Origin of the sequence: Mesoflavibacter sp. CH_XMU1404-2 (genome assembly GCF_037029465.1) — a bacterium.
Classification (GTDB): Bacteria; Bacteroidota; Bacteroidia; order Flavobacteriales; family Flavobacteriaceae; genus Mesoflavibacter.
The window spans coordinates 204,261-230,043 of record NZ_JAYMEM010000029.1 but is presented as its reverse complement, the minus strand read 5'-3'; the positions used below and the strand labels follow the sequence as shown (position 1 = coordinate 230,043).

At 31.3% G+C, this 25,783-nt stretch carries 24 protein-coding genes and 1 tRNA gene; 9 read left to right on the top strand and 16 right to left on the bottom strand.

Annotation, left to right across the window (positions count from 1 at the left end):
- Positions 1–23: 23 nt before the first annotated feature.
- The 8 genes from WA327_RS13555 to WA327_RS13520 form a co-directional block, all read right to left on the bottom strand.
- Positions 24–2,552 carry a PIG-L family deacetylase gene (locus WA327_RS13555; RefSeq protein WP_336070595.1) on the bottom strand — a complete coding sequence of 843 codons (2,529 nt, stop codon included), beginning with the start codon at positions 2,550–2,552 and terminating at the stop codon, positions 24–26.
- Positions 2,553–2,863: 311 nt separating this feature from the next.
- Entirely contained in the window at positions 2,864–3,943 is a 1,080-nt protein-coding gene (corA, locus tag WA327_RS13550) for a magnesium/cobalt transporter CorA (RefSeq protein ID WP_336070593.1), read from the bottom strand.
- A gap of 2 nt (positions 3,944–3,945) precedes the next feature.
- Positions 3,946–4,473, bottom strand: a complete 528-nt coding sequence (locus WA327_RS13545) for a mechanosensitive ion channel family protein (RefSeq protein WP_336070592.1) — start codon at positions 4,471–4,473, stop codon at positions 3,946–3,948.
- Between the two features lie 47 nt (positions 4,474–4,520).
- Complete coding sequence (locus tag WA327_RS13540) at positions 4,521–5,420, bottom strand: septum formation inhibitor Maf (protein ID WP_336070591.1); 900 nt, start codon at positions 5,418–5,420, stop codon at positions 4,521–4,523.
- A 33-nt stretch (positions 5,421–5,453) separates the two neighbouring features.
- On the bottom strand, positions 5,454–6,047 hold the full coding sequence (locus WA327_RS13535; protein WP_027879712.1) for a Maf family nucleotide pyrophosphatase: 594 nt from the start codon (positions 6,045–6,047) through the stop codon (positions 5,454–5,456).
- 2 nt (positions 6,048–6,049) lie between these two features.
- Entirely contained in the window at positions 6,050–6,958 is a 909-nt protein-coding gene (locus WA327_RS13530; protein ID WP_336070588.1) for a geranylgeranylglycerol-phosphate geranylgeranyltransferase, read from the bottom strand.
- 44 nt (positions 6,959–7,002) lie between these two features.
- Complete coding sequence (locus tag WA327_RS13525) at positions 7,003–7,533, bottom strand: HAD-IIIA family hydrolase (RefSeq protein WP_336070586.1); 531 nt, start codon at positions 7,531–7,533, stop codon at positions 7,003–7,005.
- Positions 7,523–8,284, bottom strand: coding sequence for a DUF2520 domain-containing protein (locus tag WA327_RS13520; RefSeq protein WP_336070584.1), 762 nt, complete (start codon positions 8,282–8,284; stop codon positions 7,523–7,525). The genes WA327_RS13525 and WA327_RS13520 overlap by 11 nt, the downstream gene beginning before the upstream one ends.
- 58 nt (positions 8,285–8,342) lie before the next feature.
- Between WA327_RS13520 and WA327_RS13515 the strand changes: the two genes are divergently transcribed.
- From WA327_RS13515 to mscL, 3 genes are all read left to right on the top strand, one after another.
- Positions 8,343–8,750 carry a group III truncated hemoglobin gene (locus tag WA327_RS13515; protein ID WP_336070582.1) on the top strand — a complete coding sequence of 136 codons (408 nt, stop codon included), beginning with the start codon at positions 8,343–8,345 and terminating at the stop codon, positions 8,748–8,750.
- Positions 8,751–8,826: 76 nt separating this feature from the next.
- Positions 8,827–12,039, top strand: coding sequence for a cytochrome c biogenesis protein CcsA (gene ccsA, locus WA327_RS13510; protein ID WP_336070580.1), 3,213 nt, complete (start codon positions 8,827–8,829; stop codon positions 12,037–12,039).
- Between the two features lie 358 nt (positions 12,040–12,397).
- Positions 12,398–12,856 (top strand): large conductance mechanosensitive channel protein MscL, encoded by a 459-nt coding sequence (gene mscL / locus WA327_RS13505; protein WP_336070577.1) that lies wholly within the window; start codon positions 12,398–12,400, stop codon positions 12,854–12,856.
- Between the two features lie 26 nt (positions 12,857–12,882).
- On the opposite strand, the gene WA327_RS13500 is transcribed toward mscL, so the two are convergent.
- On the bottom strand, positions 12,883–13,254 hold the full coding sequence (locus WA327_RS13500; protein WP_336070575.1) for a hypothetical protein: 372 nt from the start codon (positions 13,252–13,254) through the stop codon (positions 12,883–12,885).
- A 140-nt stretch (positions 13,255–13,394) separates the two neighbouring features.
- On the opposite strand from WA327_RS13500, the gene WA327_RS13495 reads away from it, so the two are divergent.
- From WA327_RS13495 to WA327_RS13480, 4 genes are all read left to right on the top strand, one after another.
- On the top strand, positions 13,395–14,549 hold the full coding sequence (locus WA327_RS13495; protein WP_336070574.1) for an aminotransferase class I/II-fold pyridoxal phosphate-dependent enzyme: 1,155 nt from the start codon (positions 13,395–13,397) through the stop codon (positions 14,547–14,549).
- 3 nt (positions 14,550–14,552) lie between these two features.
- Positions 14,553–15,446: a 23S rRNA (adenine(1618)-N(6))-methyltransferase RlmF gene (gene rlmF / locus WA327_RS13490; RefSeq protein WP_336070572.1), complete on the top strand. Its 894-nt coding sequence runs from the start codon at positions 14,553–14,555 to the stop codon at positions 15,444–15,446.
- A complete protein-coding gene (gene bshB1, locus WA327_RS13485) occupies positions 15,446–16,162 on the top strand; it encodes a bacillithiol biosynthesis deacetylase BshB1 (RefSeq protein WP_336070570.1) in 717 nt (238 codons plus the stop codon). The genes rlmF and bshB1 overlap by 1 nt, the downstream gene beginning before the upstream one ends.
- Before the next feature lie 81 nt (positions 16,163–16,243).
- Positions 16,244–16,319, top strand: a tRNA-His gene (locus tag WA327_RS13480).
- 196 nt (positions 16,320–16,515) lie between these two features.
- Here WA327_RS13480 and WA327_RS13475 read toward each other — a convergent pair.
- From WA327_RS13475 to WA327_RS13445, 7 genes are all read right to left on the bottom strand, one after another.
- The gene (locus WA327_RS13475; protein WP_336070567.1) at positions 16,516–16,836 is read right to left on the bottom strand and encodes an antibiotic biosynthesis monooxygenase; all 321 of its coding nucleotides are present in this window, start codon (positions 16,834–16,836) and stop codon (positions 16,516–16,518) included.
- A gap of 1 nt (position 16,837) precedes the next feature.
- Positions 16,838–17,593, bottom strand: a complete 756-nt coding sequence (locus tag WA327_RS13470) for a DJ-1/PfpI family protein (protein WP_336070565.1) — start codon at positions 17,591–17,593, stop codon at positions 16,838–16,840.
- A gap of 80 nt (positions 17,594–17,673) precedes the next feature.
- Positions 17,674–19,233: a M28 family peptidase gene (locus WA327_RS13465; protein WP_336070563.1), complete on the bottom strand. Its 1,560-nt coding sequence runs from the start codon at positions 19,231–19,233 to the stop codon at positions 17,674–17,676.
- 94 nt (positions 19,234–19,327) lie between these two features.
- On the bottom strand, positions 19,328–20,362 hold the full coding sequence (locus WA327_RS13460; protein WP_336070560.1) for a M28 family peptidase: 1,035 nt from the start codon (positions 20,360–20,362) through the stop codon (positions 19,328–19,330).
- A 160-nt stretch (positions 20,363–20,522) separates the two neighbouring features.
- Positions 20,523–20,879, bottom strand: a complete 357-nt coding sequence (locus WA327_RS13455) for an FUSC family protein (RefSeq protein WP_336070558.1) — start codon at positions 20,877–20,879, stop codon at positions 20,523–20,525.
- Positions 20,880–20,883: 4 nt separating this feature from the next.
- Positions 20,884–21,675 (bottom strand): DUF3108 domain-containing protein, encoded by a 792-nt coding sequence (locus WA327_RS13450; protein ID WP_336070556.1) that lies wholly within the window; start codon positions 21,673–21,675, stop codon positions 20,884–20,886.
- A gap of 154 nt (positions 21,676–21,829) precedes the next feature.
- Positions 21,830–23,263, bottom strand: a complete 1,434-nt coding sequence (locus tag WA327_RS13445; RefSeq protein WP_336070554.1) for a hypothetical protein — start codon at positions 23,261–23,263, stop codon at positions 21,830–21,832.
- Between the two features lie 152 nt (positions 23,264–23,415).
- Here WA327_RS13445 and WA327_RS13440 point away from each other — a divergent pair, with 152 nt between their 5' ends.
- Both WA327_RS13440 and WA327_RS13435 read left to right on the top strand, forming a co-directional pair.
- On the top strand, positions 23,416–25,035 hold the full coding sequence (locus WA327_RS13440; RefSeq protein WP_336070552.1) for an ATP-binding cassette domain-containing protein: 1,620 nt from the start codon (positions 23,416–23,418) through the stop codon (positions 25,033–25,035).
- 158 nt (positions 25,036–25,193) lie between these two features.
- Complete coding sequence (locus tag WA327_RS13435) at positions 25,194–25,772, top strand: fasciclin domain-containing protein (protein ID WP_407942465.1); 579 nt, start codon at positions 25,194–25,196, stop codon at positions 25,770–25,772.
- The last annotated feature ends 11 nt before the right edge of the window (positions 25,773–25,783 follow it).

Genomic DNA, 25,783 nt, shown 5'->3' with positions numbered 1-25,783 from the left:
TAGACTGCGCTCGAGGAGACAATTTAATTTCTAAACTGTTCTTTATTATCTAAATTGTCTTTTCCAATACTTAGCATATTTGCAAATAATCGGTAGGCACCAGAAACACCTGCCGGAAATTCTCTAAAAAAGCTAAGACCTGTATAAATATAATGACCTTTACCGTGTTTAGCGACTAATAAACTTCCTTGTTTTGCGGTTTCACCTTTATCATGCATAGATAGAATAGGTGTAAATTCGCTAGACCATTTGTCAGGAAAGTACAAACCACGTTCTTGCGTCCAACCTTCAAAATCTGCTTTGGTAATTTGGTTTGGATAATTTAACACAGGATGATCTTTTGCTAGAAGCGTGACTTCTGCATTCTCATCAGTAACACGATCTCTGGATACTTTTAAATCAAAAGGCGCTAAATGATTCACTTTTAAACCGCGATTAGTGTTGTATTGTACAATCATATTACCGCCATTTTCTACAAAATCGAATAAAATTTGCTGTTTAAATTTTAGTTCTTCATTTATATTGTAGGCTCTAATACCAACAACTACAGCATCAAAAGCGCTAAATGTTTCAGCAGTGATGTCTTCTGGTTTTAAAACCATGACATTGTAACCAATCTGTCTTAAACTTTCTGGTACAACGTCTCCAGCACCTTCAATATAAGCAATGTTTTCACCTCGTTTTTTAATATCTAAACGTACTACTTTACTTTCGCTTGGAAGCACAACGGTTTGATAAGGAATGTGTTCGTAATCAATTTCAACTAATTCTCTGGTGTAAACATCTTCACCAACATGAACCATTGGCGTCATTAATCCTTCGCTTTGATTTTTTGGAGGAATTACAGTAAAAATTAAGGTTTGTGTTTCACCTTTATATTTGATATCTACTTTTTGTTTTTCAGGAAAAACAGACCAACCATTTGGATGCGCTATTTGTACAAAACCGTCTAAATTATCACGACCAGCTTTAACAATTACCGAAATATCTTTTTGTTGGTCATTATCAAAAATGATGACTTTTTCTGAAATTTTTGCAGATGCTTCAGGAATGATTTCAAACGGACGATATAATTCGCCTTTTTCAGGTTTTGAGTGACGATACACTACATCTTTAGTCACAGAAAATGGTTGATTATTAATCGTTAAATTGAAAGTAACACTAATTGGTCTTGGTGTTTCAGGCTTTCCTATTAAGCTTTTATCTTCAACTTTATACATGCCTAAAGTTCCTTTTTTATTCAGCCAATATGGTGATGACGGTTGCATATCTTTAGGAATAGTAAGTGATTGTTCTAAATTTTGCTTGTCATTGTTTTTTAAAGGAAGCGCTTTTAAAGTCGCGATTTTGTTTGTAGAAATGTGATAAGACACTAATTCCATATTAATTGCACTACGGTTTACAGCTTCAAGATTTACTGTGATAGTTTCTCCAGGTGATGCGGTTGGCGTACTAGCAGATGCTTCTAAATATAGACCCAAACAGGCTTCAATAATGGCATCAATTTCTTGAGTTTTGTAGTTTTTCCAGTACTCATTATCTAATTGCTGAATTAATTGTCTTGCTAATAATAAGTCTTTAACATGTGTTGAAGGGTTTTCAAAATTGAAATTTGCTTCTACATTTTTTAAAATATCACCAATAGTTTTTCCGTCTTTAACACGATTCCAAGTCGTGTCAATACCTTCAAATAGGTTGGTTTTGTCTTTTGGCAAATCGCCGTTAATCAACTCGATATATTCTTCTTGTGTTCCTCTAGAAGTTAAACTACCAAACCCTTGACATAAATGTTTGCTTCTTGCAAGTGCAGCAATTTCGTTATTAGATAAACCTTTTGACGGATAATACACGCCAATATCAAAATTTAAAAGCTTGCTTTTGTCTGCTTTTTCAAAGTTTTCTTCACTACCGTAAAACCACCAACTAGTATTAAAAAATTGACGTTTTGGTTGCCAAGTTCCGTAATTTTTTGCTTGTTCGGGAAATATATTTGGGTTGTTTGCTAAATCAAAAGCCTCTACACTTAACATAGCAGATGTTGTATGATGCCCATGTGTAGAACCTGGTGTACGATGGTCAAAGCGGTTGATGATAATATCTGGTTTAAACTGTCTGATGGCTAAAATCACATCGCTTAACACTTGGTCTTTGTTCCAAATATCTAAAGTTTCTTCAGGATGTTTTGAGTAGCCAAAATCATTTGCTCTACTAAAACGTTGCTCGCCACCATCTACGCTTCTTGCGGCTAATAATTCTTGTGTACGAATAACACCTAATAATTCTCTAATTTCTGGACCAATAAGGTTTTGTCCGCCATCACCACGAGTTAGCGATAGGTAAGCTGTACGAGCTTTTACTTGGTTAGACATGTAAGAAATTAGGCGTGTATTCTCATCATCCGGATGTGCTGCCACATATAAAACAGTACCTAAAAAGTTAAGTTTTTTTACAGCGTCGTGAATTTGTGATGCGTTAAGTTTTTTGGGTTGTTGTGCTTGTAAAGGTAAAGCCAATACAAAAATAAATAGGAGCGAAGCTAGTTTTTTTAGCATGTTTAAGGTTAATTATGTTTGTGGTAAATATACATAATAGCCTTGGCGGAATGGATGTTTTAAGCCTTTTTTAACTTTATTTTTAGGATGTAAATTTTATGAATTGATGCTAATTGTTATTTCTGTAATCTTGATTTTTTTGACACGAATTAAACGAATTGTCACAAATGATTTACGTTTGCTAACTGCTAACTGCTAACTGCTAACTGCTAACTGCTAACTGCTAACTGCTAACTACTAACTGCTAACTGCTAACTGCTAACTGCTAACTACTAACTGCTAACTGCTAACTGCTAACTACTAACCACTAACTATAGCCACTTTTTACGTTTAAAGTAGTACAACATGGCTAAGAAAATAAGAATCATTACAGCCCAAACCACATAATAACCATATTTGTATTGCAGTTCTGGCATGTTAACAAAATTCATCCCGTAGATACCAGCAATAAAGGTTAATGGAATAAAAATGGTAGCGATAATGGTTAAGACCTTCATTACTTCGTTCATTTTATTGCTAATGGTTGTCATGTACATATCCATTAAACTCCAAATCATTTCGCGATAAATATCTAAGTTTTCGGTGACTTGTATAATGTGGTCGTAAACGTCTCTAAAAAAATGTGTTGTTTGTTCTTCAATTAAATTATTTGGGTCTTTTTCTATACGACCAATAATTTCGCGAAGCGGAAAAATAGCACGTCGTACTTTTAAAACTTCGCGCTTTAAATTTTGTATTTGTTGAGAGATTTCTTCTTGAGAAATTCCATTAAAAAGCTCGTCCTCCAAATCTTCAATTTTGTTTCCCATTGTTTCTATAATAGCATAGTAATGGTCAACAATAGCATCTATTAATGCGTATAGCAAATAGTCTGCGCCTTCTGTACGAATGCGTCCTTTTTTATGTCTTATTCTGTCACGTACACCATCAAAAACATCGCCTTCTGCTTCTTGAAAAGTCAGTACGTAGTTTTTGCCTAAAACAAAACTAACTTGTTCTGATACTATGGTTTCTTCATCATCATAATACATCATTTTTAGTACGATAAACATGTAGTCTTTATACTCGTCAATTTTAGGACGTTGCGATGTATTTACAATATCTTCTAATAATAATGGGTGAAGTTGGTAGTATTTACCAATAGTTTCAATTTCATTTATGTTATTAAGACCATTTAGGTTTATCCAAGTTACAGATTCTGTATCCTTAAAAACAAACGCTTCTTCTATGCTAGAAAGGTCCTTTTCATGCACATCTTCATCGGTGTAATCAAAAGAATGAAGATGCAGTTTTACATCTTCCTTTTTACCTGTATAGACTAATGCACCAGGTATTTGACCTAAGTGCTTTTTGTAATTTTGAGTACGTTTTTTTTGTTTTCTTTTAAGCATAATTAGTGAAAATCTCCAAAGTCTTCAATTGCATCTTTCTGAACTAAAGTTACAGCTTTTTGTAAAATTAAATTGTTTGGATAGGTCACTAAATCTCCGTTATCTAATCTTAAATGAAGGTGAAACGCACGTATATCTTCAATAACAGCAACTATTGGACTGTCGCTATCATGAATTTTAATTTTATCTCCAACCTTATAAGGAAAAGAGAAAAACATGATAATTCCTGAAGTAATATTGCTTAAAATAGACCAAATGGCAAACAAACCAATACCAATTACAGCAAATACCGACGAAAAAACCAGAGTTAAATTCTCTAAAGTAGCGCCAAAAATATAAGCTACAAATAGCATAAATATTAGTAAAAGTGTAAATGAGGTGTATCTTGAAATTAAGTTAATACGCGCATCATTTATACCACTTTTTTGTCCAATTTTTCTAATTGAAATTTTTAGTATAAATCGAATTAATAAAAATATAGCCAGTAAAATAGCTGATCTTATAAGTTCTTGTTCTATATGTTGAAACATGTAAGTTGATTTTTAAAGCAAAGATAGATACAAAACCTTTACTGTTATTATAATTCAAGCGTTTTTCTCAAATCACTATTAGCATTACTGTTTTGATTCCAATAGGCTGAATTAATGGTTTTAAGTTTTGTGGCTTTAGTGGTTAATCCGTCAATAGTTTCTTCCCAACTCGTGATGGTGAAAGGGAAATTATTTTCGAAGTTAATGGTTAGAGTTTTATTTAATTCTTCAATTGAAAGCGTGTATTTTCCTTCAGAAATTTCTGCGAAAGCCTTATAAACTTTTAAAGGTTTATGTTTTAAACGAATGTATTCTAAGCTTGGAATAATATTAAAATCACCAATAGGAAGACTGCTAGGGTTAATGCGAAGTTGCGTCCAAATTTCGTTTTCTAAAACAGCTTTTTCTAAGTTGAAATTTTGGTCTGCTTCACCTTCAAAATAAGAATGTGATGTAACTTCAAATTGCTCTCTGTTATTAATTTGCGTGTATACTTGTCCGCACCATTCTTGTATAGAAGCACTAACTTTTAAGGCATGTTGATTGTTTGCAACGGGATAAAATGTGCTTTGCATAATGCTGTAAGGATAAATACCAGTGTTGAATTTTTTTGTAGCATTCAACTTTAATACGCTAACATTTTTAGGGTTTTTCTGGTCTGCTTTTACTTGAACTTTTGGTAAAAAAGGTTCTGTGACGTAGACTAAAACAGCTTTTCCGTCTCGTAATTCGCCATAGCGCGCTTGTTCTAGTTTGTAAGAAGTGATTTCGGCTTTTCCAGCATACCAATAGTCTTTAAATTGGTGGTTAGGTTTATAGGCTGGCGGTAGCTTTTTTTCTTCTTTTTTAGTTGTAATTTTTTTAGGTGAATCTGTAGTTTGTTTTTGTTCTTTGCAAGCAAAAATAAAAATACAAAAAAGTAGAATTGTGGTTAGTTTTAATCGCATGGTTGTAAGAAATTGTACTATAAATTTACAATTCTAAAACTCTTCTGCAATGGTATTTAACGTTTTGTAAACAAGGTGAGTTGGCATGCCAACGACATTAAAAAACGAGCCTTCAATACTGGTTACGCCAATTTGTCCAATCCATTCTTGTATGCCGTAAGCACCAGCTTTGTCTAATGGTGAATAGGTTTTTATGTAATGCCAGATTTCTTCATCTGTAAACGCTTTAAACGTCACTTTTGTGGTTGCATTTACCGTTTTTTGAAAGATTTTTGTACGTACACATACAGATGTAATCACTTCGTGCGTATTATCACTTAAAGATTTAAGCATAGCAAATGCTTCGTCGTTGTTTCTAGGTTTGCCTAATGCTACGCCTTTATGCCAAACAATGGTATCGCTGGTTACTAGTATTTCATGATCTTTAAGTTCGTCTAAAAAAGGTAAAGACTTTAATTGCGCAAGATAGTCGCTAATTTCAAAATGCATTAAGCGATTAGGGTAATCTTCTTTAGTGTCTTTTAATCGGACTTCAAAATCTAATCCTAAGTCTCTAAAAAACTGTTGTCTTCTTGGTGATCCAGAAGCTAATATTATATGTCTGTCTTTTAGTTTTTCTTTCAGCATAATTATATGATAAAATAGTACACGACCATAGATAGCATACCTAATAGCATTACGACTTTTAATAATCTGCTAATCAATTTGAAATCTTTTTTGTTTTCAGCAGAAAACAATTTTATAGCAATATAGATTAAAGGCGCTATCACAGCAATTAAAAAGTAAATAATGGCTATGGTCTGCATATAAAGATACGCATTTAAGTAATAGGCTAATATTAAAATGGAAGCAATAGTTAACCCAAAAGCAATTTTTGCAGCCCTATTTTTACCTAAGACTATAGGTAAAGTTTTCATCTGCGCGTTGTAATCGCCATCTATATCTTGAATATCTTTTACAATTTCTCTAATAAATGTGATTAAAAATGCAAAAACGGCGTAATCTACAATAACTTCAAACATCGAAGATTGTATAAACTTGTTTTGCATATTTATGGTAGGTAGTAAATCGAAAATACCAACAACAATTAGACTTAATGCTACAAGACCACTTATTACAATGTTACCAACAAGTAGCATTGGTTTTAAAAAGGAAGCATAAATGTAAAGTAGTGCGGCAATGACTACAAAAATGCCAAAAAAGGTACTTCTGTTAACATCGTTAGCTAGGTAAAACCCAGTAACAACGCCAATAAAAGTAAATGCCATATAATAATTATAGGCTTTATCTTTTGCAATGGTTTTTCCTATTATTTGCTTGTTAGGTTTATTAATTGCGTCTGTTTCTACATCAAAAATATCGTTAATAATGTAACCACCAGCAGCGATACATACGGTTGAAATAACCAAAATGATAAATTGAAAAGTACTAAGCGTTGTGTCTACATTAAAAGCAGGGAACATAGCATATTTTATAAGTACTTGTACTAATGCAATTAAAATTAAGTTTTTATATCTAATTAGGTTGATAATATTCACTAGTTGTTGGTTTTTTAGTTTTTTGTTATTCTAATTTTGTCGAATTAAAATGTTTGGGCATCAAAATTGCTGTCCCATTTTCCTTGTACTTTTAATACTTGTTGTATAACGTCGCGTACGCAACCTTCGCCACCTAATTTATGTGATACATAATTACATATGTCTTTAACTTCCGGTACTGCGTCTTGTGGACAAGTAGCTAATCCCACTTGTTTAAGTACTGGGACATCTGGTATATCATCACCCATATATAACACATTCTCTGGGTTGATGTTGTTGTTGCTTAAAAATTCGTTGTAAGGAATAAGCTTTTGGTGAGCTCCCAAATAAACATCCTTAATACCTAAATGTTGTAAGCGCAATCTAACACCTTCGTTTGTCCCGCCAGATATAATACAAATATTAAATCCATGATTAAGTGCTTGTTTGATTGCATAACCATCTTTAACATTCATATGTCTTATCATTTCGCCAGAAGTAGTTATAGTAACCATTCCGTTAGTTAAAACGCCATCTACATCAAAAATAAAGGTGTTGATTTGGTGTAAGTATTCTTTGTAGCTTTTATCTTCCATTATGTGTTTTTTTTATAGATGAGGTCATTAGTTTATAAATAGCTTCATGATGCTCATTATCTAATAATTTTAAATGTCTTTTTATTGTTTTTTTGTCGTTACGTTTAGCAGGACCAGTTTGTGCCTTGTATGGCGAAACGTCTTGAACTTTTTTAGCAGTTTCTGTGATTAATGGTTTTAAAATATCAAATTCTGCACCATGTTGTTCTGTTATTTCATGTGCAACTCTATACAATTGATTAGTGAAATTATTTACAAAAACAGCAGCTAAATGTAAAGCAGGTCTTTGATCTGGATTAACTTTGTAGGTTTGACAGCCTAACGTTTCTCCGACAGATTTTAAAAGTTTAAAATCTTGTTTTCTTAATGTTTCAATACAAATTGGTACCGTTGTAAAATCTAAAGCAACATCTTTACTAAAAGTTTGCAACGGATAGAAAACACCGCGATAGAGTTTTTTATCAATATCATATAAACTAGCACTTCCAGAAGTATGAACAACTAAACGTTTTTCAAAAGGAAGGTTGTTACTTAAAGTTTCAATTGCATCATCGCTTACGCAAATAATATATAAATCAGCATCAACTAATTCGCTTAAATTATCGGTAATACCAACTTCATTTTTGTATAATGAAATATTGTTTAAAGTACGATTGTACCATTGTACAACGTTAATGTTATCAGTAGCAGAAATTGCTTTATATAAATGAGTGGCTACATTTCCTGCGCCAAGCAAAACTATTTTTATCATGGTGTAAAAATAATAAGAAAATATCTATAAAAACGGACATTAACGTATCTTTGTTATAATGATTAAAGACGATATAAATACACGAGAAGATGTTGCTTTGTTAGTAGATCAATTTTACAAAAAAGTAAGAGCAAACGCTATTTTGGGACCAATTTTTAATCAAGCTATTACCAATTGGGATCAACATTTAGACCACTTAACCACGTTTTGGGAAAGTAGCTTGTTTATGGGGAAACCTTTAAAGAAAAAATATATAGGAAACCCATTGGAAGTGCACGTAAAAGTAGATCAAGCAAATAATAATAGTATTACAGAACATCATTTTGGTATTTGGTTAAATCTTTGGTTTGAAACTATAGAACACTTATTTGCAGGTGAAAATGCAGAGTTAGCTAAACGAAGAGCAAGAAAAATGGGCACATTTATTCATCTTAAAATTTTTGAAGCAAGGCAACAAAACAGTTAAACTTTTTAACTATTTAAACTGATTTTAAACCAACAAAAACAACTATCTTTGCACGAGCAAAAAAAAGGCTTTACCTATGCAAAATAAATTGGGCAAGATTCTATTCTCAACACGATTAACAGCTATATTATTTATTGTATTTGCCATCGCTATGGCTACTGGTACATTTTTAGATGCCAAAATGGATACATCTCCAACACCTTACACGCGTAATTTAATTTATAATGCATGGTGGTTTGAAGCCATAATGGTACTTTTTGTGGTTAACTTTATAGGTAATATTTCAAGATACAGGTTGTTACGTAAAGAAAAATGGGCAACACTTTTATTACATCTAGCATTTATATTAATTATTATAGGTGCTGGAATAACAAGATATTACAGTTTTGAAGGCATGATGCCTATACGTGAAGGAGAAACTAGCAACGCATTTCTTTCTCAAAAAACATATATCACAGCATATATCGATGGTGATTATATGATTGATGGTGTACCACAACGTCTACCAATAGAAGAAGAAGTTGATTTTTCTGGTAGAATGGAAAATAGTTTCAGTTTAAATACAGCTTATAATAATCAACCGGTAAGTATTGAGTTAGTCGAGTTTATTAAAGGTGCAGAAGAAACAATAATCCCAAATGAAAATGGCGAAAATTATTTAAAAATAGTAGAAGCAGGTCAAGGTGCACCACACAATCATTTCTTAAAAGAAGGCGAAGTACAAAGTATACATAATGTGCTTTTTGCGTTAAATAAGCCAACAGATGGTGCTATTAATTTAACAAAGTCCGAAAACGGAATTACAATTAATTCTCCTTTTGATGGAGAATATTTGCAAATGGCAACAATGAGTCAAGGAAAACTTGTTAAAGACAGTATTCAACCATTTATGTTACGTTCACGTTACATTATAGGAGACATGCAATTTGTAGTTCCAAATCCAATAATTAAAGGAGAAATAGGCGTTGGTAAAAAATCTCAATTATTAAAATTTGATGAAGATGGTGTTATACTAGATGTTACTGCAAACGGAAAAACTAAACGTGTTGGTTTAATTGGAGGACAAGGAACAAACAATCCTTTCAAAAAAATCACGATCGATAATTTAGATATTAACCTCAAATACGGCGCAAAAGTTTACAAATTACCATTTAGTGTAAAGTTGAATGACTTTATCGCTCAAAAATATCCAGGAACACAAAATTCTTATCAAACCTTTGAAAGTAAAGTGACAATTTTTGATAAAGAAGAAAGCGATTTTGATTATCATATTTACATGAACCACGTTTTAGATCACAAAGGGTATCGTTTCTTTCAAGCAGGTTTTGATCCAGATGAAAAAGGAACAAAACTATCTGTTAATCATGATTTTTGGGGAACTTGGGTAACTTACATTGGTTATTTCTTATTATACATAGGTTTGATGGCAATTATGTTTGATAAAAATTCACGTTTTGGAGATTTAAAGCGACTTTTAGAAAAAGTAAAAGCTAAAAAAGCAGAACTTTTAACTATACTTTTCTTGTGTTTCGCTTTAAGCGGAATAGCTCAAGACAACCTTGATCACACAGAAGATGATGGTCACAATCATCAAGTTACGGTACCAAAAACACCATCAAAAAGGCAAATAGATTCTATTTTAAAGGCAAATGTAGCACCAAAATCTCACGCCGATGAATATGGAAGATTGGTTGTTCAAGATTTGGATGGTCGTATGATGCCTATTGATACATATGCTTCAGAATTACTAAGAAAATTAAGTAAATACGAAGATTATGAAGGAATGACTGCTAATCAAATTTTCTTAAGCATTCAAGAAAGTCCAATGCTGTGGTACAATGTGCCAATTATCTATATAAAACCACGTAAAGGAGATTCTATAAGAAGTATTATTGGTATTGGTAAAGATCAAAACTATGCCAAATTATTAGACTTTTTTGGAGACGATTTTAACTACAAACTAGATAGACAACTTGAAGAAGCTTATGAAACGCAAGTAAAGACAGCTATTCAAAAAGAATTTATAGAAGTTAACAACCGCGTTAATTTATTAAGTAATGCAATAGAAGGAAGGTCGTTAAAGATTTTTCCTGTACCTAATGATGATAATAATACTTGGATTTCACCTTTTGAATATAAAAATGAAGGTTATAGCGAGAAAATTCAAGATTCAACTTACGGAAGTTTTATAAACGCTGGATTTGATTGGTATTTATACAGTTTAAATGAAGCTAAAAAAACAGGTGATTTCTCGCAACCAGAAAAACTATTAAAAGCATTTAAAACCTCGCAATCTAAAGTAGGTGCTGAGGTAATGCCAAGCGACTCAAAGATTAATGCAGAAGTACTGTATAATAAATATGATGTCTTTAAAAAACTTTTTGTTTACTATTTATTGGCAGGAATTATATTGTTAGCCTTATTAATTTGGCAGATTTTTAAAATTAATAGTAAGTGGTTAAAAAATAGTATAACAGTATTTAAAGTAGTGATTATAGTATTATTTGCTATTCATACTTTAGGTTTAATTGCAAGATGGTATATTTCTGGTCATGCACCATGGAGTAATGGTTACGAGTCTATGATTTATGTAGCTTGGGCAACTATGTTTTTTGGATTAGGTTTTGGTAGAAAAAGTGAGCTAACCATAGCAGCAACATCTTTTGTGGTTTCAATATTATTAATGGTAGCACATTTAAGCTGGATGGATCCTGCAATTGCAAACCTACAGCCTGTATTAAATAGTTATTGGTTAAAAATACACGTAGCTGTAATTGTGGCTAGTTATGGTCCGTTTACCCTAGGTTTTATTTTAGGTTTGGTTAGTTTATTTTTAATGGCATTTACTAATAAGGACAACAAAACCAAGCTAGATTTAAGTATTAAAGAACTAACTTATATTAATGAAATGGCTTTAACCGTTGGTCTAATTATGCTTACCATTGGTAACTTTTTAGGCGGTCAATGGGCTAATGAAAGTTGGGGAAGATATTGGGGATGGGACCCAAAAGAAACTTGGGCTTTAATAAGTATTATGATTTATGCTTTTGTAATACACATGCGATTAGTACCTGGTTTAAGAGGAACATGGACGTTTAATTTATGGTCTGTTGCGGCTATTGGAAGTATTATCTTTACCTATTTTGGTGTAAACTTCTACCTGTCTGGTTTACACTCTTATCAATCAGGACAAGATATCAGTTTAATATACATTGGCGTATCGGCTATATTAATTGCAATACTAGGTGTTTTCTCTTATAGAAAATATATCAAGTTTTATAAAAAGTAGGTTTTCAGTTTTTTATCTCGATAATTAACCCTAACTTCATAAAAATTAAAAACTGTTAATGGAATATATTAAAAAGTTAGGTTGGGGTAATTTATTTATGTTAATACTCTGCTTAGCCATTATCATTGTCGCAGAATACTTATTTCTAAACGGATATCAACTGCATGGGATATTTATCGGGCTTTGGGCACCAATGCTTATTGGTATATTGATTTTCATAAAGCTTATAAACGATGGGAAATAATATTGTATTTTGGTTTTCTATTATTGTGTTTTTCTTAGTAGTGTTATGGGCTTTTTTTATGTTAAGAGCCTATAACAAAATCCGTAAAAAATAACTTCACGTTAAAATTTTTAGATGAAATTTTTAAAAGAATTCAAAGAATTTGCCGTAAAAGGCAATATGATGGATATGGCAATAGGTATCATTATTGGTGCCTCTTTCAATAAAGTAATTGATGTCTTAGTTAAAAAGGTGTTTATGCCGCCATTATCCTTAATGACAGACGGATTAAACTTTCAAAATAAACGCTATATCTTAAGAGAAGCAATTACAAATACTGCAGGTGAAGTAACTACACAAGAAGTTGCTATTTATTACGGTGAATTATTAGAAGCTTTTTTAGACTTTTTAATCGTAGGATTAACGGTGTTTATTGTAGTTAAAGCGATGAACAGATTAAGAACACGTTCTCATGACACAAAAGATAAAACTGTAACAACACCAAAAGATATAGAATTGCTTAGCAAACTTTCAGATTTAATGGAAGAACAAAATGAATTATTAAAATCTAATACAGAAACAGATTCAAAATAAAAAAGCCTGCAAATACAGGCTTTCATTTAAATCTTGATTAGATTTTTATCTAAGTTAAGGTCGTCTAAAATTTTATTAGTAAAACTGTAATGACCTTTTGTTGTAATAATTTTAAATCGGCTATTTTTCATTCTTGAAACAACGTCAATTAAACGCCACTTTGTTTTTAAAAGGTTAGGCTTTTTACTTTTAATACCTAGCTCAAAGTAGTATTTTCTACTTCTTTTAAAGGCAGTAATATCAGGTGTTACTGTTATTTCACCATTCTTTTTAGTAAAAGATATTGGTGTTTCATAGCCATCAATATCTGCTTTGATATTTTCAAAACCCAAATATTCTAAGTGTTTAATTGATTGTTCTAAAATGTCCGTATGTTCTTGTTTATCTATTGTTACCATAACCCTTATGATACAAAAAAAATGTTGTTTTTTGGGTTAAAACAGTGTTAAAACTGAAATTAACTAGGTTTATAGACACCAGTTTTTCTGTATTAAAAGACAGATTTTGTATTTTAGTTGTTTAAAAATTGCTATACAAAATGAAACACAAAAACTTAGGATTAAATACCATTTGTTCTCACGTTGGAGAAGTAGAAGATAAACAGTTTAAAGGCGCAGTTTCACCTATATTTTTATCATCTTCTTACGAGTTTATAGATGTAGATGTAAAACGTTACCCAAGATATTTTAATACACCAAATCAAGAATATTTATCAAAAAAAATAGCAGCTTTAGAGCATACTGAAGCGGCAATGATTTTTGGTTCTGGTATGGCAGCAATTAGTCATATGTTTTTAGCATTTTTAAAAGCAGGAGATCATATTGTGTTACAAAACACCATTTATGGTGGTACAACAAATTTTATAAGAGAAGAATTTCCTAAACTAAATATAGAGTTCACCTTTACAAACGGATACCGAGTTGAAGACTTTGAAGCAGCAATACAACCCAACACAAAGTTGATTCATATTGAAACGCCTTCTAATCCATTATTAACAGTTACAGATATAAAAGCTATTGCCAAATTAGGGCAAAAAAAAGGCATTGTAACTAGCATTGATAATACGTTTGCAAGTCCAGTAAATCAAAATCCAGCCGATTTTGGTATCGATCTTATTATGCACTCTGCAACCAAATATTTTGGTGGACATAGTGATATTTGTGCAGGCGCAGTAGCAGGTAGCAAAGCACACATGGAACGTATATGGAACGTTTCTAAAAACCTTGGTGGAAGTCTTAGTGATTTTACCGTTTGGATGTTAGAGCGTAGTATGAAAACTATGGGCTTACGTGTTAAAGCACAATCTAAAAATGCTTTAAAAATGGCTAAATGGTTAAATAAGTTAGATGAAGTAAAGCAGGTTTATTATCCTGGTTTAAAAGACCATCCAGAGCATAAATTGGCAAAGTCGCAAATGAAAGATTTTGGCGGTATGTTATCTTTTGAATTGAAAGATCATTTAGACGCTGAAGCTTTTCAAAAAGCATTACAATTAATCAAACCATCGATGAGTCTTGCTGGTGTAGAAAGTACCATGTTGTCTCCAGCTCAAACATCACATTCATTGTTAACAGCAGATCAGAGAAAAACTTTAGGGATTAGTGATGGATTAATACGTTTTTCGGTAGGTATAGAAAACATTAAAGACTTAAAATCAGATATAAAACAAGCTTTAAAAAGTATCAAAAAGTAATATTTGAAATCTGCTAAAGAACATAAAAACAACTACAATTTTGAAGTTTTGATAGATACATATCCAAAACTTCAACCTTTTGTTTTTAAAAACACGTATGGTAATTTAACTATAGATTTTTCTGAAGCAAAAGCGGTTAGAGCATTAAATACAGCAATTTTAAAAGTAGATTACGGTATTAATTACTGGCAATTTGATGATAATAATTTAACACCGCCAATTCCAAGTCGTGTAGCCTATATTCATCTTTTGAATGACTTGTTGCAAACTTGTAATCTAAATAAAAACGTTCAGGTATTAGATATTGGTACGGGCGCAAATTGTATTTATCCTTTGCTTGGACAATCAATTTATAATTGGCAATTTGTTGGGACAGATGTTAATAAAAATTCGATTAAACAAGCCAAAAAAATTATAGCTAAAAACCAATTAGAGGATAAGATTTCAACAAGATTTCAAAACAATCCAAATCAAATACTTCAAGGTATTTTGGCAAAAACAGATACCTTTACCTTAACTATGTGTAATCCGCCTTTTTACAAAGATGAAACTGAAGCAAATTCAGCCACATTAAAAAAGTCAAAAGGATTAAATCAAGACACAAATAGTGTAAACAGAAACTTTTCTGGAATATCAAATGAACTGTGGTATAAAGGTGGAGAAAAAGCATTTTTACACAATTATTTATACGAAAGTAGCTTGTTTAAAAACCAGTGTTTTTGGTATACAACACTAGTTTCAAATAAAGAAAATATAAAATCAATGTATGCGTCCTTAAACAAATTAGGCGCAACAACTATAAAAACCTTACCAATTAAAATTGGTCAAAAAAAGAGTAGAGTAGTAGCTTGGGCTTTTTTAAATGAAGACCAGCAAAAACAGTGGAAAATAAAATAATGAAAGCAGATATATTAGCATTTGGAGCGCATCCTGACGATGTAGAATTAGGCGCAGGCGCAACCATTGCCAAAGAAACAGCAAATGGCAAAATCGTCGTTATAGTTGATTTAACAAAAGGCGAACTTGGTACGCGTGGTACAGAATATACTCGCAAAGCAGAAGCAGAAGACGCAAAAAACATACTTGGCGTAGCGGCAAGAGAGAATTTAGGATTTGCAGATGGGTTTTTTACTAATGATAAGCAACACCAGTTAGAGGTTATTAAAATGATACGCAAATATCAACCAGAAATCGTGTTATGCAACGCTATAGACGATAGACATATTGACCACGGTAAAGGAAGCAAATTAGTAAGTGATGCCTGTTTTTTAAGCGGATTAGTAAAAATTGAAACAGAAATTGAAGGAAAGCCACAAGAAAAATGGAGACCAAAACAAGTCTATCATTACATACAATGGAAAAATATAGAGCCAGACTTTGTTGTTGATGTTTCTGAATTTATTGATATAAAAATGAAAAGTGTTTTAGCTTACAAAACACAATTTTATAATCCTGATAGTAATGAGCCTCAAACGCCAATTTCTAGCAAGAATTTTACAGATAGTATCATTTATAGAGCAAGAGATTTAGGACGTTTAATAAATAGTGAATACGCAGAAGGTTTTACAGTTGAGCGTTTTGCGGCTGTAAATAGTCTTTTTGATTTAAAATAGTATAAAAATTCTCAAAAAATCTTTTGTGATATTTAGTAAATAGACTACATTTGCACACGCATTTTAATATGCATTTTATATGGTGGTTGTAGCTCAGTTGGTTAGAGCGCCTGATTGTGGTTCAGGAGGTCGTCGGTTCGAGACCGATCTTCCACCCAAAAAGTAAAAGCCTTTCAGAAATGAAAGGCTTTTTTTGTTTTTACTTGTCATTCAGAAGGAGGAACAACTGAAGAATCTATGCTAAGTATTCTTTTAAAAAAGATTCTTCGCTATCGCTCAGAATGAAATTTTTTTTATCATTTTTCATGCTTGTGCTGAGCGCAGAAGAAGTGTGATTCGGAATCTACTTCAGCTTATAGCTCAAACTCATAATCACGTTCAACTTTACAAATTCTGGTTTTGTATTGTTTGTACCAATCTGTTCTTCCTTTTTGTTGTGCTAATTTATGATCGGTTTGTTGTTTCCATGCTTTTATAGATTCTAAATCTTTCCAGTAGGACACCGTAATTCCTACAGCGTTTCTTGCACTTTCTTCACCTAAAAATCCTGGTTGTTGCTTAGCTAAATTAAGCATCAGCTCAGCCATTTTGGTGTAATCTTTTTCGTCTTTATTAGTTCTTACACTTGTAAATATAACAGCATAATATGGTGTTTTTGGTGTTTGTGCTATCATTTTAATTACTGTCCCAGTTTTGTAACCTGTCTAAATATAAATAGCTTTCTACAAATTTACGATGAGAAGTGTCGGTTAGTTTTTCTAATAACTTTAAAGCAGAAATATAGCTTGCAAGATTTCCGTTTGAGGAACTAAATTTTCCGTCTTCTACATAGGTTATTAAGCTATCATTTTGAACAATAAGTTTAGGATAATCCTTTTGTAATTGCACGCCACCACCAATCCAGGTTACTATTTTTTTTCCATCAGCTATGCCAGATTCTCCAATTAATTGCGCACCAGCACAATTGCTTACTACAAAATCTGTTGTTTTATTGCTTTCTTTTATAAAATTTACAATTTTGTTATTATGTACTTGGGCATACATATCGTATGCGCTAGGAACAAATAATGCTTTTAATTTTGGACAGTTATCAAAGGTGTAATCCGGAACAAAATGCATGCCTTCTTCTGTTGTTATAGGAGATTTTGTTTGAGATATGGTAATTACATTAAATAATCTTTTTCCATCTTCTGTTGGTTTTGAAAACACGTCTGATGTTGCAATGACTTCACTTTGTAAAACACCATTATACATTAATAATCCTATAGTAGGTAAATTAGGATCAAAGGGTTTTAAATGTTTGGTTAATGTGTCTTCTATGACTTTTTTTGCAGTTGGTTGATTAATTTTGTTGTCTTTTTTATTTGTATTACAACTGCTAATAAATAGACTTACAATGGTAAGTATTAATAGTTTATTTAAAAAATTCATTATTTATTGGATAAAAAAAATATCAGATAAATACATATAAAATATATTTATCTGATATTTATAATTAGGTATTCAAATTTTTATTCAGCTTTATCTACAATAATTCTTTGGTCACGATTAGCTAGTTCCCAAGCGGTATAAAATACTAAACGCGTTCTGTTTTGTAATAAATCATAATTTATTTTATCTGGTGTATCACTTGGTCTGTGATAATCGTCATGTGTACCATTAAAATAGAATATTACTGGAATGTTGTTTTTTGCAAAATTGTAGTGATCACTTCTGTAGTAAAAACGGTTTGGATCGTTTTCATCATTATACGTATAATCAAGTTCTATATTTGTGTATTTGCTGTTTATTTCTTCTGAAATATTATGTAAATCGGTACTTAATTTATCACTTCCGATTAGGTAAACATAATTTCTGTCGCCTTCACGTTTTGGGTCAATACGACCAATCATATCAATGTTTAAATCGGCAACCGTTTGATCTAAAGGAAAAACAGGATCCATATCTGCGTAGTAGCTACTTCCTAATAAGCCTTTTTCTTCACCTGTAACATTTAAAAACACGATAGAGCGTTTTGGTCCATGACCATCTTTTTTAGCTTTAGCAAAAGCTTCGGCTATTTCTAATACTGCAACAGTACCAGAACCATCATCATCTGCACCGTTATTAATTTCGCCATCATGATTACCAATATGGTCTAAATGTGCAGAGATTACAATGTACTCGTTTGGTTTTTCTGTACCTTCAATAAACGCAACAACGTTGTTTCCGTTTAAAGCTTCAGATTTGTTAGTGTAATCTATAGCAATATTTGTATTGTAAGTTTTGTTAGTAAACGCATTGTCTATTGCTGTGTCTGTATTTAAAATAGCTTTTGCAGCTGCATCATTTAATAACATATAATACATATTATTGTCATTACCGCTTAGCACCATACGACCACTAGAGCCACCGTAACGTCTTGCAGCCATACCAAAAATATTTGGGTTGTAGTATAGTACTGCTTTAGCGCCTTTTTCTTTAGCAATATCTCGTTTTGTAGCAAATTCTTGTCTTAAGTTTGACCATTTAGTTGCTTCTTCTGTACCAGAGATTAGGTATGTACCATCTTCATTTTTTGGTTCTCCAGAACGAATAAAAACCACTTTACCTGAAACGTCAATGTTTTTGTAGTTAGAGTAGTTATCAGCCTCAATACCATAACCTAAATCAATAACTTGATCTGCAGAAAATTGACTTGTTGGCATTGGTGTAATAGATACAATGTCTTCTAAATTTTTTAAAGCAGTACCATTAGCAGTTAAGGTTACTTCTGGTGCTGCTAATTTTTCTAAAGGCACTTTTTGAAAATAATCATCATTACCTTTTGCGGCAGCAACACCATACGTCATGTAATGTGCTTTTAAAAAGTTGATTGCTTTTTCTTCGCCTTCAGTTCCTGTTTCTCTTCCGTTAAATTTATCTGAAGCGTATTCATAAAGTAATGTTTTTAATTCGGCTTCAGTAATAGTTTCTGCATAAGTTGTTGGGCTAACTTCTTGTTGTGTAGTTGCTTGTTCTACTTGTTTTTGTTGACTTCCGCAAGCAGTAAGTAAAACGCTAAAGCTAGCAATAGATAATAATGATTTCATATTTAAATTTTTAAGAGCTAAAATTGTCTCTCAAAAATAACACAAAATTCTAGTATGCAGGTATTAGATTGAAGAATTAAGAAGAATTTAGGCTTTAAATATCTTCGTTATGAATTAAATCTCCTTCTTTATTTGCCAAATACCAAGCTGTAGAAAAGATAAGTTGTGCACGTTTAGTTAGTAACTTATAATTTATCTTATCTGGTGTGTCTGAAGGTTTATGATAATCTGCATGCGTACCATTAAAATAGAATATTACAGGTATTCCTTCTTGAGCAAAATTGTAGTGATCCGAACGGAAATAATAGCGATTTGGATCATCTTTTTCATTAAACTTATAATCTAACTCTATGTTTGTTGAGGTTGAATTCACTTTTTCTGAAATAAAATGAAGCTCTTTGCTTATTCTATCTGCTCCAATAAGGTAGATATAATCTGGATTGTCTTTATGTTTTTCATCCACACGACCAATCATATCAATATTAAGATCTGCAATGGTGTTTTCTAAAGGAAATAGTGGATTCTGAGTATAATATAAAGAACCTTGAAGTCCAATTTCTTCTGCAGTAAGATGCAAGAATAAAATACTTCTCTTTGGTGAAATTCCATCGCGCTCTGCTTTCTTAAAAGCTTGTGCTATTTGTAACATTGCAACGGTCCCAGAACCATTGTCATCTGCGCCATAATTAACTTCTCCGTGACTAACACCTAAATGATCAAAATGTCCTGAAATAATTAGTAATTCCTCAGGATTTTCTTCACCTTTTATATAAGCGACTACATTTTCTGAAGCATTATATTTTTTAGGAAGAAATGATTTTGGAATATGTTGAAAATATGACGAATCGTTAGCAGAAAGTATATTTTCTTTTATGTAAAAGTCTTTGATGTAGTTTGCAGCTAGTTTTTGACCTTTAGTACCAACTTCACGACCATTAAAAGTATCAGATGCAACCTCAAAAATTTGAGTTTTAACTTCTTCTGCTGTTATAGTATTAGCATATTTACTAACTGTAGCAGAATCTGTGACCACAATAGAAGATTGAAGGTTATCTATTTTGGTCGAATATTTTGTGGTTGTACAAGAACCAACTAGTGATAATGCAGAGATTATTAAAAGCGATTTCATTGACTGGATGAATATTTGGTCGGTAAAGATACACTTATTTATGTCAAAACAAATAGTTTTCTTACATATTTGTTTAAAACATGTTGGTTATCAATTAAATAAAAAAAGGAATCTTAAACACTTAAGATTCCTTTAAATTTTATGGTTTATTTTTTTTGATTTATTCTAGGTCTAAATCTTCAATTTCAATATCATCAATCTCTATATCTTCTAGCTCTTCTAAAGCTTTCTCTTCGTTTTCTTTTTCGCGTTGCTCTAATTCTTCAGTATTACCAACTTCCTGAACTGTAAAAACAGTTTTGTAAGTAGATAAGCCTAAAGCAATAATTACTAATAAAAATGAAACTTGTACAACATGAGTGGATTGGTTGTCTTTTTTGGATTTAATAAAAGAAATAAGGCCAAAAACCAAAGCCAAAACAGTAGGTATAAAAGCTAATTTAAACAAAGGTAGAATAGCTAAGATAATTGCTAAAATGGCACAAATTAAAGATAATACTAAGGTTACTTTTTTCATTTTTTTAATTTTTTAAGCCAGTAGCAGATTTAATTTTTAACTCACCACTACCTACTGCAATTTTAAATTTTGCGTAGACTGGTATTTTGTTTTCGTCTGCAGTAAGCCAAATGATATTGGCGTTACTACCTTTTAAAACATTTTCGTTTACAACGTTAATGGCTATTTTATAACATTCTTTTTTACCAATAGCAGTATTTATGGTTTCTTTTCCTAAAAGTTTAAAGCTGCATTTTACTTCTTTGTTATCAAATAATACAGTAAAGGTGTCACTTGCACCAACAGGCGCTTTGTGAATATCTAATGTTCTTAGTTTATATAAAGTAGAAACAATATCTCTAGTTCCTGGATTAATTTTTATAGTATTATTTCTATCCCAAAAACCAGAAGCAAAGTTTTTAGATTTCTTTCTTATTAAACTAGAAACAGTATTAGTTTTGTAGCTATACTTATATTTTACAAACTTGTAATAACCACCTTCGCTAATATCTCTTTGGTATAAATACGGCGCTACCGTTTTTGGGTTTACGTAACTTTCATATAGATCTCTAATTTTAAAAAAACTATCAAAATTAGAATAGGTAGTAGCCGAACATTTTAAACGATACAATGTTGTTCCGCTTGTATTTACAGCACTTGTTTCCATTTTAACTTCTGCAATATCTGTTAAAATTCCTGACATGTTATATGATGCCGAAAAGGTAAGTTTTTCACCAGCTTTAAACGCATTGTTATTTTGTGAAAAAGAAGAACAAATAATTAAAAAAGCGGTAAAAGTTGTTAAAAGATGTTTCATAGGTTGTTTATTATAATTTCAAAGATATAATATAACACGAATTGTGCCGAAAATAACTAGATAATATTTAGGTCTATTTTTTTAAAAGGTTAATTATAAAGAAAATAAAAAAAGCCTGTAATTAACAGGCTTTTTTATGAGTAAAATTTATTGGTTATTTATTGATTAAACCAAGTAATTCGTTTTCAAATTTAATATCAAACATGTTACCTTTTGGGTTAACAATATTAGCATTTTTATCAACCAAAAACACTTTATTTATTGGTCTAATAGCTAATAAATCTACAGCTTCATTTGGTGTTTTAAAATGAAACTCGTTAATTAGTTTTAGACGATTACGTTGTAAAATATCAGCTTGTTCTCTTGTACTTATATTATTTACGTTAATAGCAATAAACTCTATTTCAGGATATTTTTCACTTAACTCAGCAGCTTTTAAGTGTACGTCTTTTAAGTGATATCTATAGCGTTTTGAAACGTCCCAAAAATAAATAACACTAGGTTTATCTATTATTTGCTTAAGGGATAAAAAGTTATCACTTTTATCAATAACAGTTACGTTAGGTATAGTATTACCTGGTTTTAATCTTTTATAGGTGTTAACTAGTTTACTAGCTTTTTCTATTTGATCTTTATTTGTGCTTTTTTCTTTAAATAGTTCTAAAAGTTTTTCGTAATCACTATCATTTTCAGAACCATTTATAAACTTGACCATATTGTAATAAAGTAGTCTGTTTTTAATGAACGTATCACTAATTTTATCGCCTATAAGGTTAAATTTATCAATATTATATTCTAAAGATTGATTATTATAAATACTATCATCAGAATGTTGAAAATGCTTTTGAAGCGCTAAATTGTTAAAGTGTACTCTTAAAAAAGACACGTAAGGTCTATATTCTCTTAGTAATACACTATTATAATCTACATCATTTCTGTAATTGTAAAAATCTTCAGGTAACTCACTAAATATTTGATATTCGCTTTCTCTGTAATTAATAAAAGGATATGTTTCTTTACTGTAATAGTAATTATAGTCAATTTTAGCTTGAGCTAGTTTGTTAAATATCTCAGTAGTTTCATTCTTTTCATTAAAAGCATCTAACTTATCTTGTTTTTGCTTTCTTATTGCGTTTAATTGCTCTTCAAATTCTTTAGGTTCTAATTGACTTATTTTTAAAACTGAATCTTGTAATTTGTCATTTAACAGAAACAACTCTATTAAAAAATTATTTTCTTTTTCGCCAATACCCGTAAACACTAATGATTCGTCAAATTCAATAGTGTTTAATCTAAACATTAAACTATCATTAGGTTGAATAAGTACTGATTGAAATTCTTTACCATCATAAAATCTAAATAACCCAGGATCAAAATCTTTAAATGTATAAGAAAAACGATTATTTTGATCTAAGTAAACACTGTCTAAAACCTTGTTATCCTTTAGTATGACAACAAAGTTAGAATTAGGGTTAATAATTTCGCCTCCAAAAAAAGCATTACCATTTAGATTAGCTTTTTTATCTTCTTCACAAGAAAAAAAGCTTAACGATAGTGCTATTAAAAAGTATACGAATTTGTAATTCATTATATATTAAGGGCTAATTGTCTATATATCAACAAAAATATGTTTTGCAGTATATTCATAATGTTAAGGCGTTGTTAAAACTTATAATAAGGCAATATATAGTGTTTTTTGATACTAATTTTCTACTTTTGCAAAAAATTAAATTATAGCTTATGTTATCAGTATCTAATTTATCTGTTCAATTTGGTAAACGTATCCTTTTTGACGAGGTAAATACCACTTTTAATAACGGAAACTGCTACGGAATTATCGGAGCCAATGGTGCAGGAAAATCGACATTCCTTAAAATACTTTCTGGGAAAATGGAACCAACTTCTGGACATGTTAGTTTAGAAGCAGGAAAGCGTATGTCGGTTTTAGAACAAAATCACAATAAGCACGATGAAGATACAGTGTTAGAAACTGTTTTAAAAGGAAACAAACCTTTATATAAAATAAAAACAGAAATTGATGCGCTTTATGCAGATTATACTGATGAAAATGCTGAAAAAATAGGTGAACTTCAAGTGCAGTTTGAAGAGATGAATGGTTGGAATGCAGATAGTGATGCTGCAGCTATGTTATCTAACTTAGGTATTAAAGAAGATTTGCATTACACTTTAATGGCAGATTTAGATGGTAAGCAAAAAGTACGTGTGTTATTAGCGCAAGCATTATTTGGTAATCCTGATGTGTTAATTATGGATGAGCCTACCAACGATTTGGATTACGAAACAATCTCTTGGTTAGAACATTTCTTAGCAAACTATGATAACTGTGTAATTGTTGTATCTCACGACCGTCACTTTTTAGACGCCGTTTGTACACATATTAGTGATATTGACTTCGGAAAAATCAATCACTTTTCTGGTAATTATACGTTCTGGTATGAGTCTTCACAATTAGCTGCTAGACAACGTGCACAACAAAACAAAAAGGCAGAAGAAAAGAAAAAGGAATTAGAAGAATTTATTCGTCGTTTCTCTGCTAACGTTGCAAAAAGTAAACAAGCAACATCAAGAAAGAAAATGATTGATAAGCTTAATGTAGACGAAATTAAACCAACATCAAGACGTTATCCTGCTATTATTTTTGAACGCGAGCGTGAAGCTGGTGATCAAATTTTAAATGTTGAAGGATTAGCGGCATCTTTAGATGGAGAAGTATTATTTAAAAACATCGATTTAAACCTTCAAAAAGGAGATAAAGTTGTTGTGTTTTCTAGAGACTCTCGTGCAACAACTGCGTTTTATGAGATTTTAAATAACAATCAAAAACCAGATGCAGGAGAATTTTCTTGGGGCGTAACTACAACACAATCTTATTTACCATTAGATAACAGTAAGTTTTTCGAAAATGATTTAACTCTTGTAGATTGGTTACGTCAATGGGCAAAAACTGAAGAAGAAAGAGAAGAAGTACATATTAGAGGTTTCTTAGGAAAAATGATTTTTTCTGGTGAAGAAGCACTTAAAAAATCTAATGTATTATCTGGAGGAGAAAAAGTGCGTTGTATGTTATCAAGAATGATGATGACAAGAGCTAACGTTTTAATGTTAGACGAACCAACAAACCACTTAGATTTAGAAAGTATTACAGCATTTAATAACTCATTAAAAAACTTTAAGGGTACAGTATTATTTACAACTCATGATCACGAGTTTGCACAAACTGTAGCTAATAGAGTAGTAGAGCTTACTCCAAATGGTGTTATTGATAGATATACTACTTTTGATGAGTATATGGAAGATAAAAAGATTAAAGAACAACGTGATCAAATGTATACTGTTTAATTACTTGTTTTATAAATATTTAAAAAGCCTTCAAAATTAATTTTGAAGGCTTTTTTGTTTGTTATTATCGTTAATTCTCTGTTAAACTAAAAATTTATAAAACCAAAGTCTCTTTTACTGCGTAGATAAATTGAACACAAAACCAAAAATCTATAATTATGAAAACAGAAAAATTATCAAAAATCGTATTAGGACTAAGTTTATTCTTCGTGACTTCTTTAGGTTTTGCTCAAGACAAAATGATGAAAGAAGACACTAAAATGGTTGGTGGTGCAGCAATGTATCCATCTAAAAACATTGTAGAAAATGCAGTCAACTCAAAAGATCACACAACTTTAGTAGCTGCAGTAAAAGCAGCGGGATTAGTAGAGGCTTTGCAAAGTGATGGACCATTTACTGTATTTGCACCAACTAATGCTGCATTTGAAAAATTACCTGACGGAACAGTGTCTACTTTATTAAAACCAGAAAATAAAAAACAATTACAAACTATCTTAAAATACCATGTAGTTTCAGGAAACTGGAAAGCTAAAGCTATCGCAAAATTAATTGAAGATGGAGATGGAAAAGCAATTGTTAAAACACTTTCTGGCTCAACTTTAACCATTTGGTCAAAAGGAGGAGATGTTTACGTAACTGATGAAAACGGAAACTCAGGTAAAGTAACTATTGCAGATGTAAATCAATCTAATGGTGTAATACATGTTGTAGATACTGTATTATTACCAAAGTCATAATAAAACGTGTA

What these genes read in the sequence shown, in the direction of transcription:
- WA327_RS13555 (WP_336070595.1), bottom strand. Translation starts at nt 2,552, where the DNA reads ATGCTAAAAAAACTAGCTTCGCTCCTATTTATTTTTGTATTGGCTTTA.
- corA (WP_336070593.1), bottom strand. Translation starts at nt 3,943, where the DNA reads ATGCTTAAAAGAAAACAAAAAAAACGTACTCAAAATTACAAAAAGCAC.
- WA327_RS13545 (WP_336070592.1), bottom strand. Translation starts at nt 4,473, where the DNA reads ATGTTTCAACATATAGAACAAGAACTTATAAGATCAGCTATTTTACTG.
- WA327_RS13540 (WP_336070591.1), bottom strand. Translation starts at nt 5,420, where the DNA reads ATGCGATTAAAACTAACCACAATTCTACTTTTTTGTATTTTTATTTTT.
- WA327_RS13535 (WP_027879712.1), bottom strand. Translation starts at nt 6,047, where the DNA reads ATGCTGAAAGAAAAACTAAAAGACAGACATATAATATTAGCTTCTGGA.
- WA327_RS13525 (WP_336070586.1), bottom strand. Translation starts at nt 7,533, where the DNA reads ATGGAAGATAAAAGCTACAAAGAATACTTACACCAAATCAACACCTTT.
- WA327_RS13520 (WP_336070584.1), bottom strand. Translation starts at nt 8,284, where the DNA reads ATGATAAAAATAGTTTTGCTTGGCGCAGGAAATGTAGCCACTCATTTA.
- WA327_RS13515 (WP_336070582.1), top strand. Translation starts at nt 8,343, where the DNA reads ATGATTAAAGACGATATAAATACACGAGAAGATGTTGCTTTGTTAGTA.
- ccsA (WP_336070580.1), top strand. Translation starts at nt 8,827, where the DNA reads ATGCAAAATAAATTGGGCAAGATTCTATTCTCAACACGATTAACAGCT.
- mscL (WP_336070577.1), top strand. Translation starts at nt 12,398, where the DNA reads ATGAAATTTTTAAAAGAATTCAAAGAATTTGCCGTAAAAGGCAATATG.
- WA327_RS13500 (WP_336070575.1), bottom strand. Translation starts at nt 13,254, where the DNA reads ATGGTAACAATAGATAAACAAGAACATACGGACATTTTAGAACAATCA.
- WA327_RS13495 (WP_336070574.1), top strand. Translation starts at nt 13,395, where the DNA reads ATGAAACACAAAAACTTAGGATTAAATACCATTTGTTCTCACGTTGGA.
- bshB1 (WP_336070570.1), top strand. Translation starts at nt 15,446, where the DNA reads ATGAAAGCAGATATATTAGCATTTGGAGCGCATCCTGACGATGTAGAA.
- WA327_RS13475 (WP_336070567.1), bottom strand. Translation starts at nt 16,836, where the DNA reads ATGATAGCACAAACACCAAAAACACCATATTATGCTGTTATATTTACA.
- WA327_RS13470 (WP_336070565.1), bottom strand. Translation starts at nt 17,593, where the DNA reads ATGAATTTTTTAAATAAACTATTAATACTTACCATTGTAAGTCTATTT.
- WA327_RS13465 (WP_336070563.1), bottom strand. Translation starts at nt 19,233, where the DNA reads ATGAAATCATTATTATCTATTGCTAGCTTTAGCGTTTTACTTACTGCT.
- WA327_RS13460 (WP_336070560.1), bottom strand. Translation starts at nt 20,362, where the DNA reads ATGAAATCGCTTTTAATAATCTCTGCATTATCACTAGTTGGTTCTTGT.
- WA327_RS13455 (WP_336070558.1), bottom strand. Translation starts at nt 20,879, where the DNA reads ATGAAAAAAGTAACCTTAGTATTATCTTTAATTTGTGCCATTTTAGCA.
- WA327_RS13450 (WP_336070556.1), bottom strand. Translation starts at nt 21,675, where the DNA reads ATGAAACATCTTTTAACAACTTTTACCGCTTTTTTAATTATTTGTTCT.
- WA327_RS13445 (WP_336070554.1), bottom strand. Translation starts at nt 23,263, where the DNA reads ATGAATTACAAATTCGTATACTTTTTAATAGCACTATCGTTAAGCTTT.
- WA327_RS13440 (WP_336070552.1), top strand. Translation starts at nt 23,416, where the DNA reads ATGTTATCAGTATCTAATTTATCTGTTCAATTTGGTAAACGTATCCTT.
- WA327_RS13435 (WP_407942465.1), top strand. Translation starts at nt 25,194, where the DNA reads ATGAAAACAGAAAAATTATCAAAAATCGTATTAGGACTAAGTTTATTC.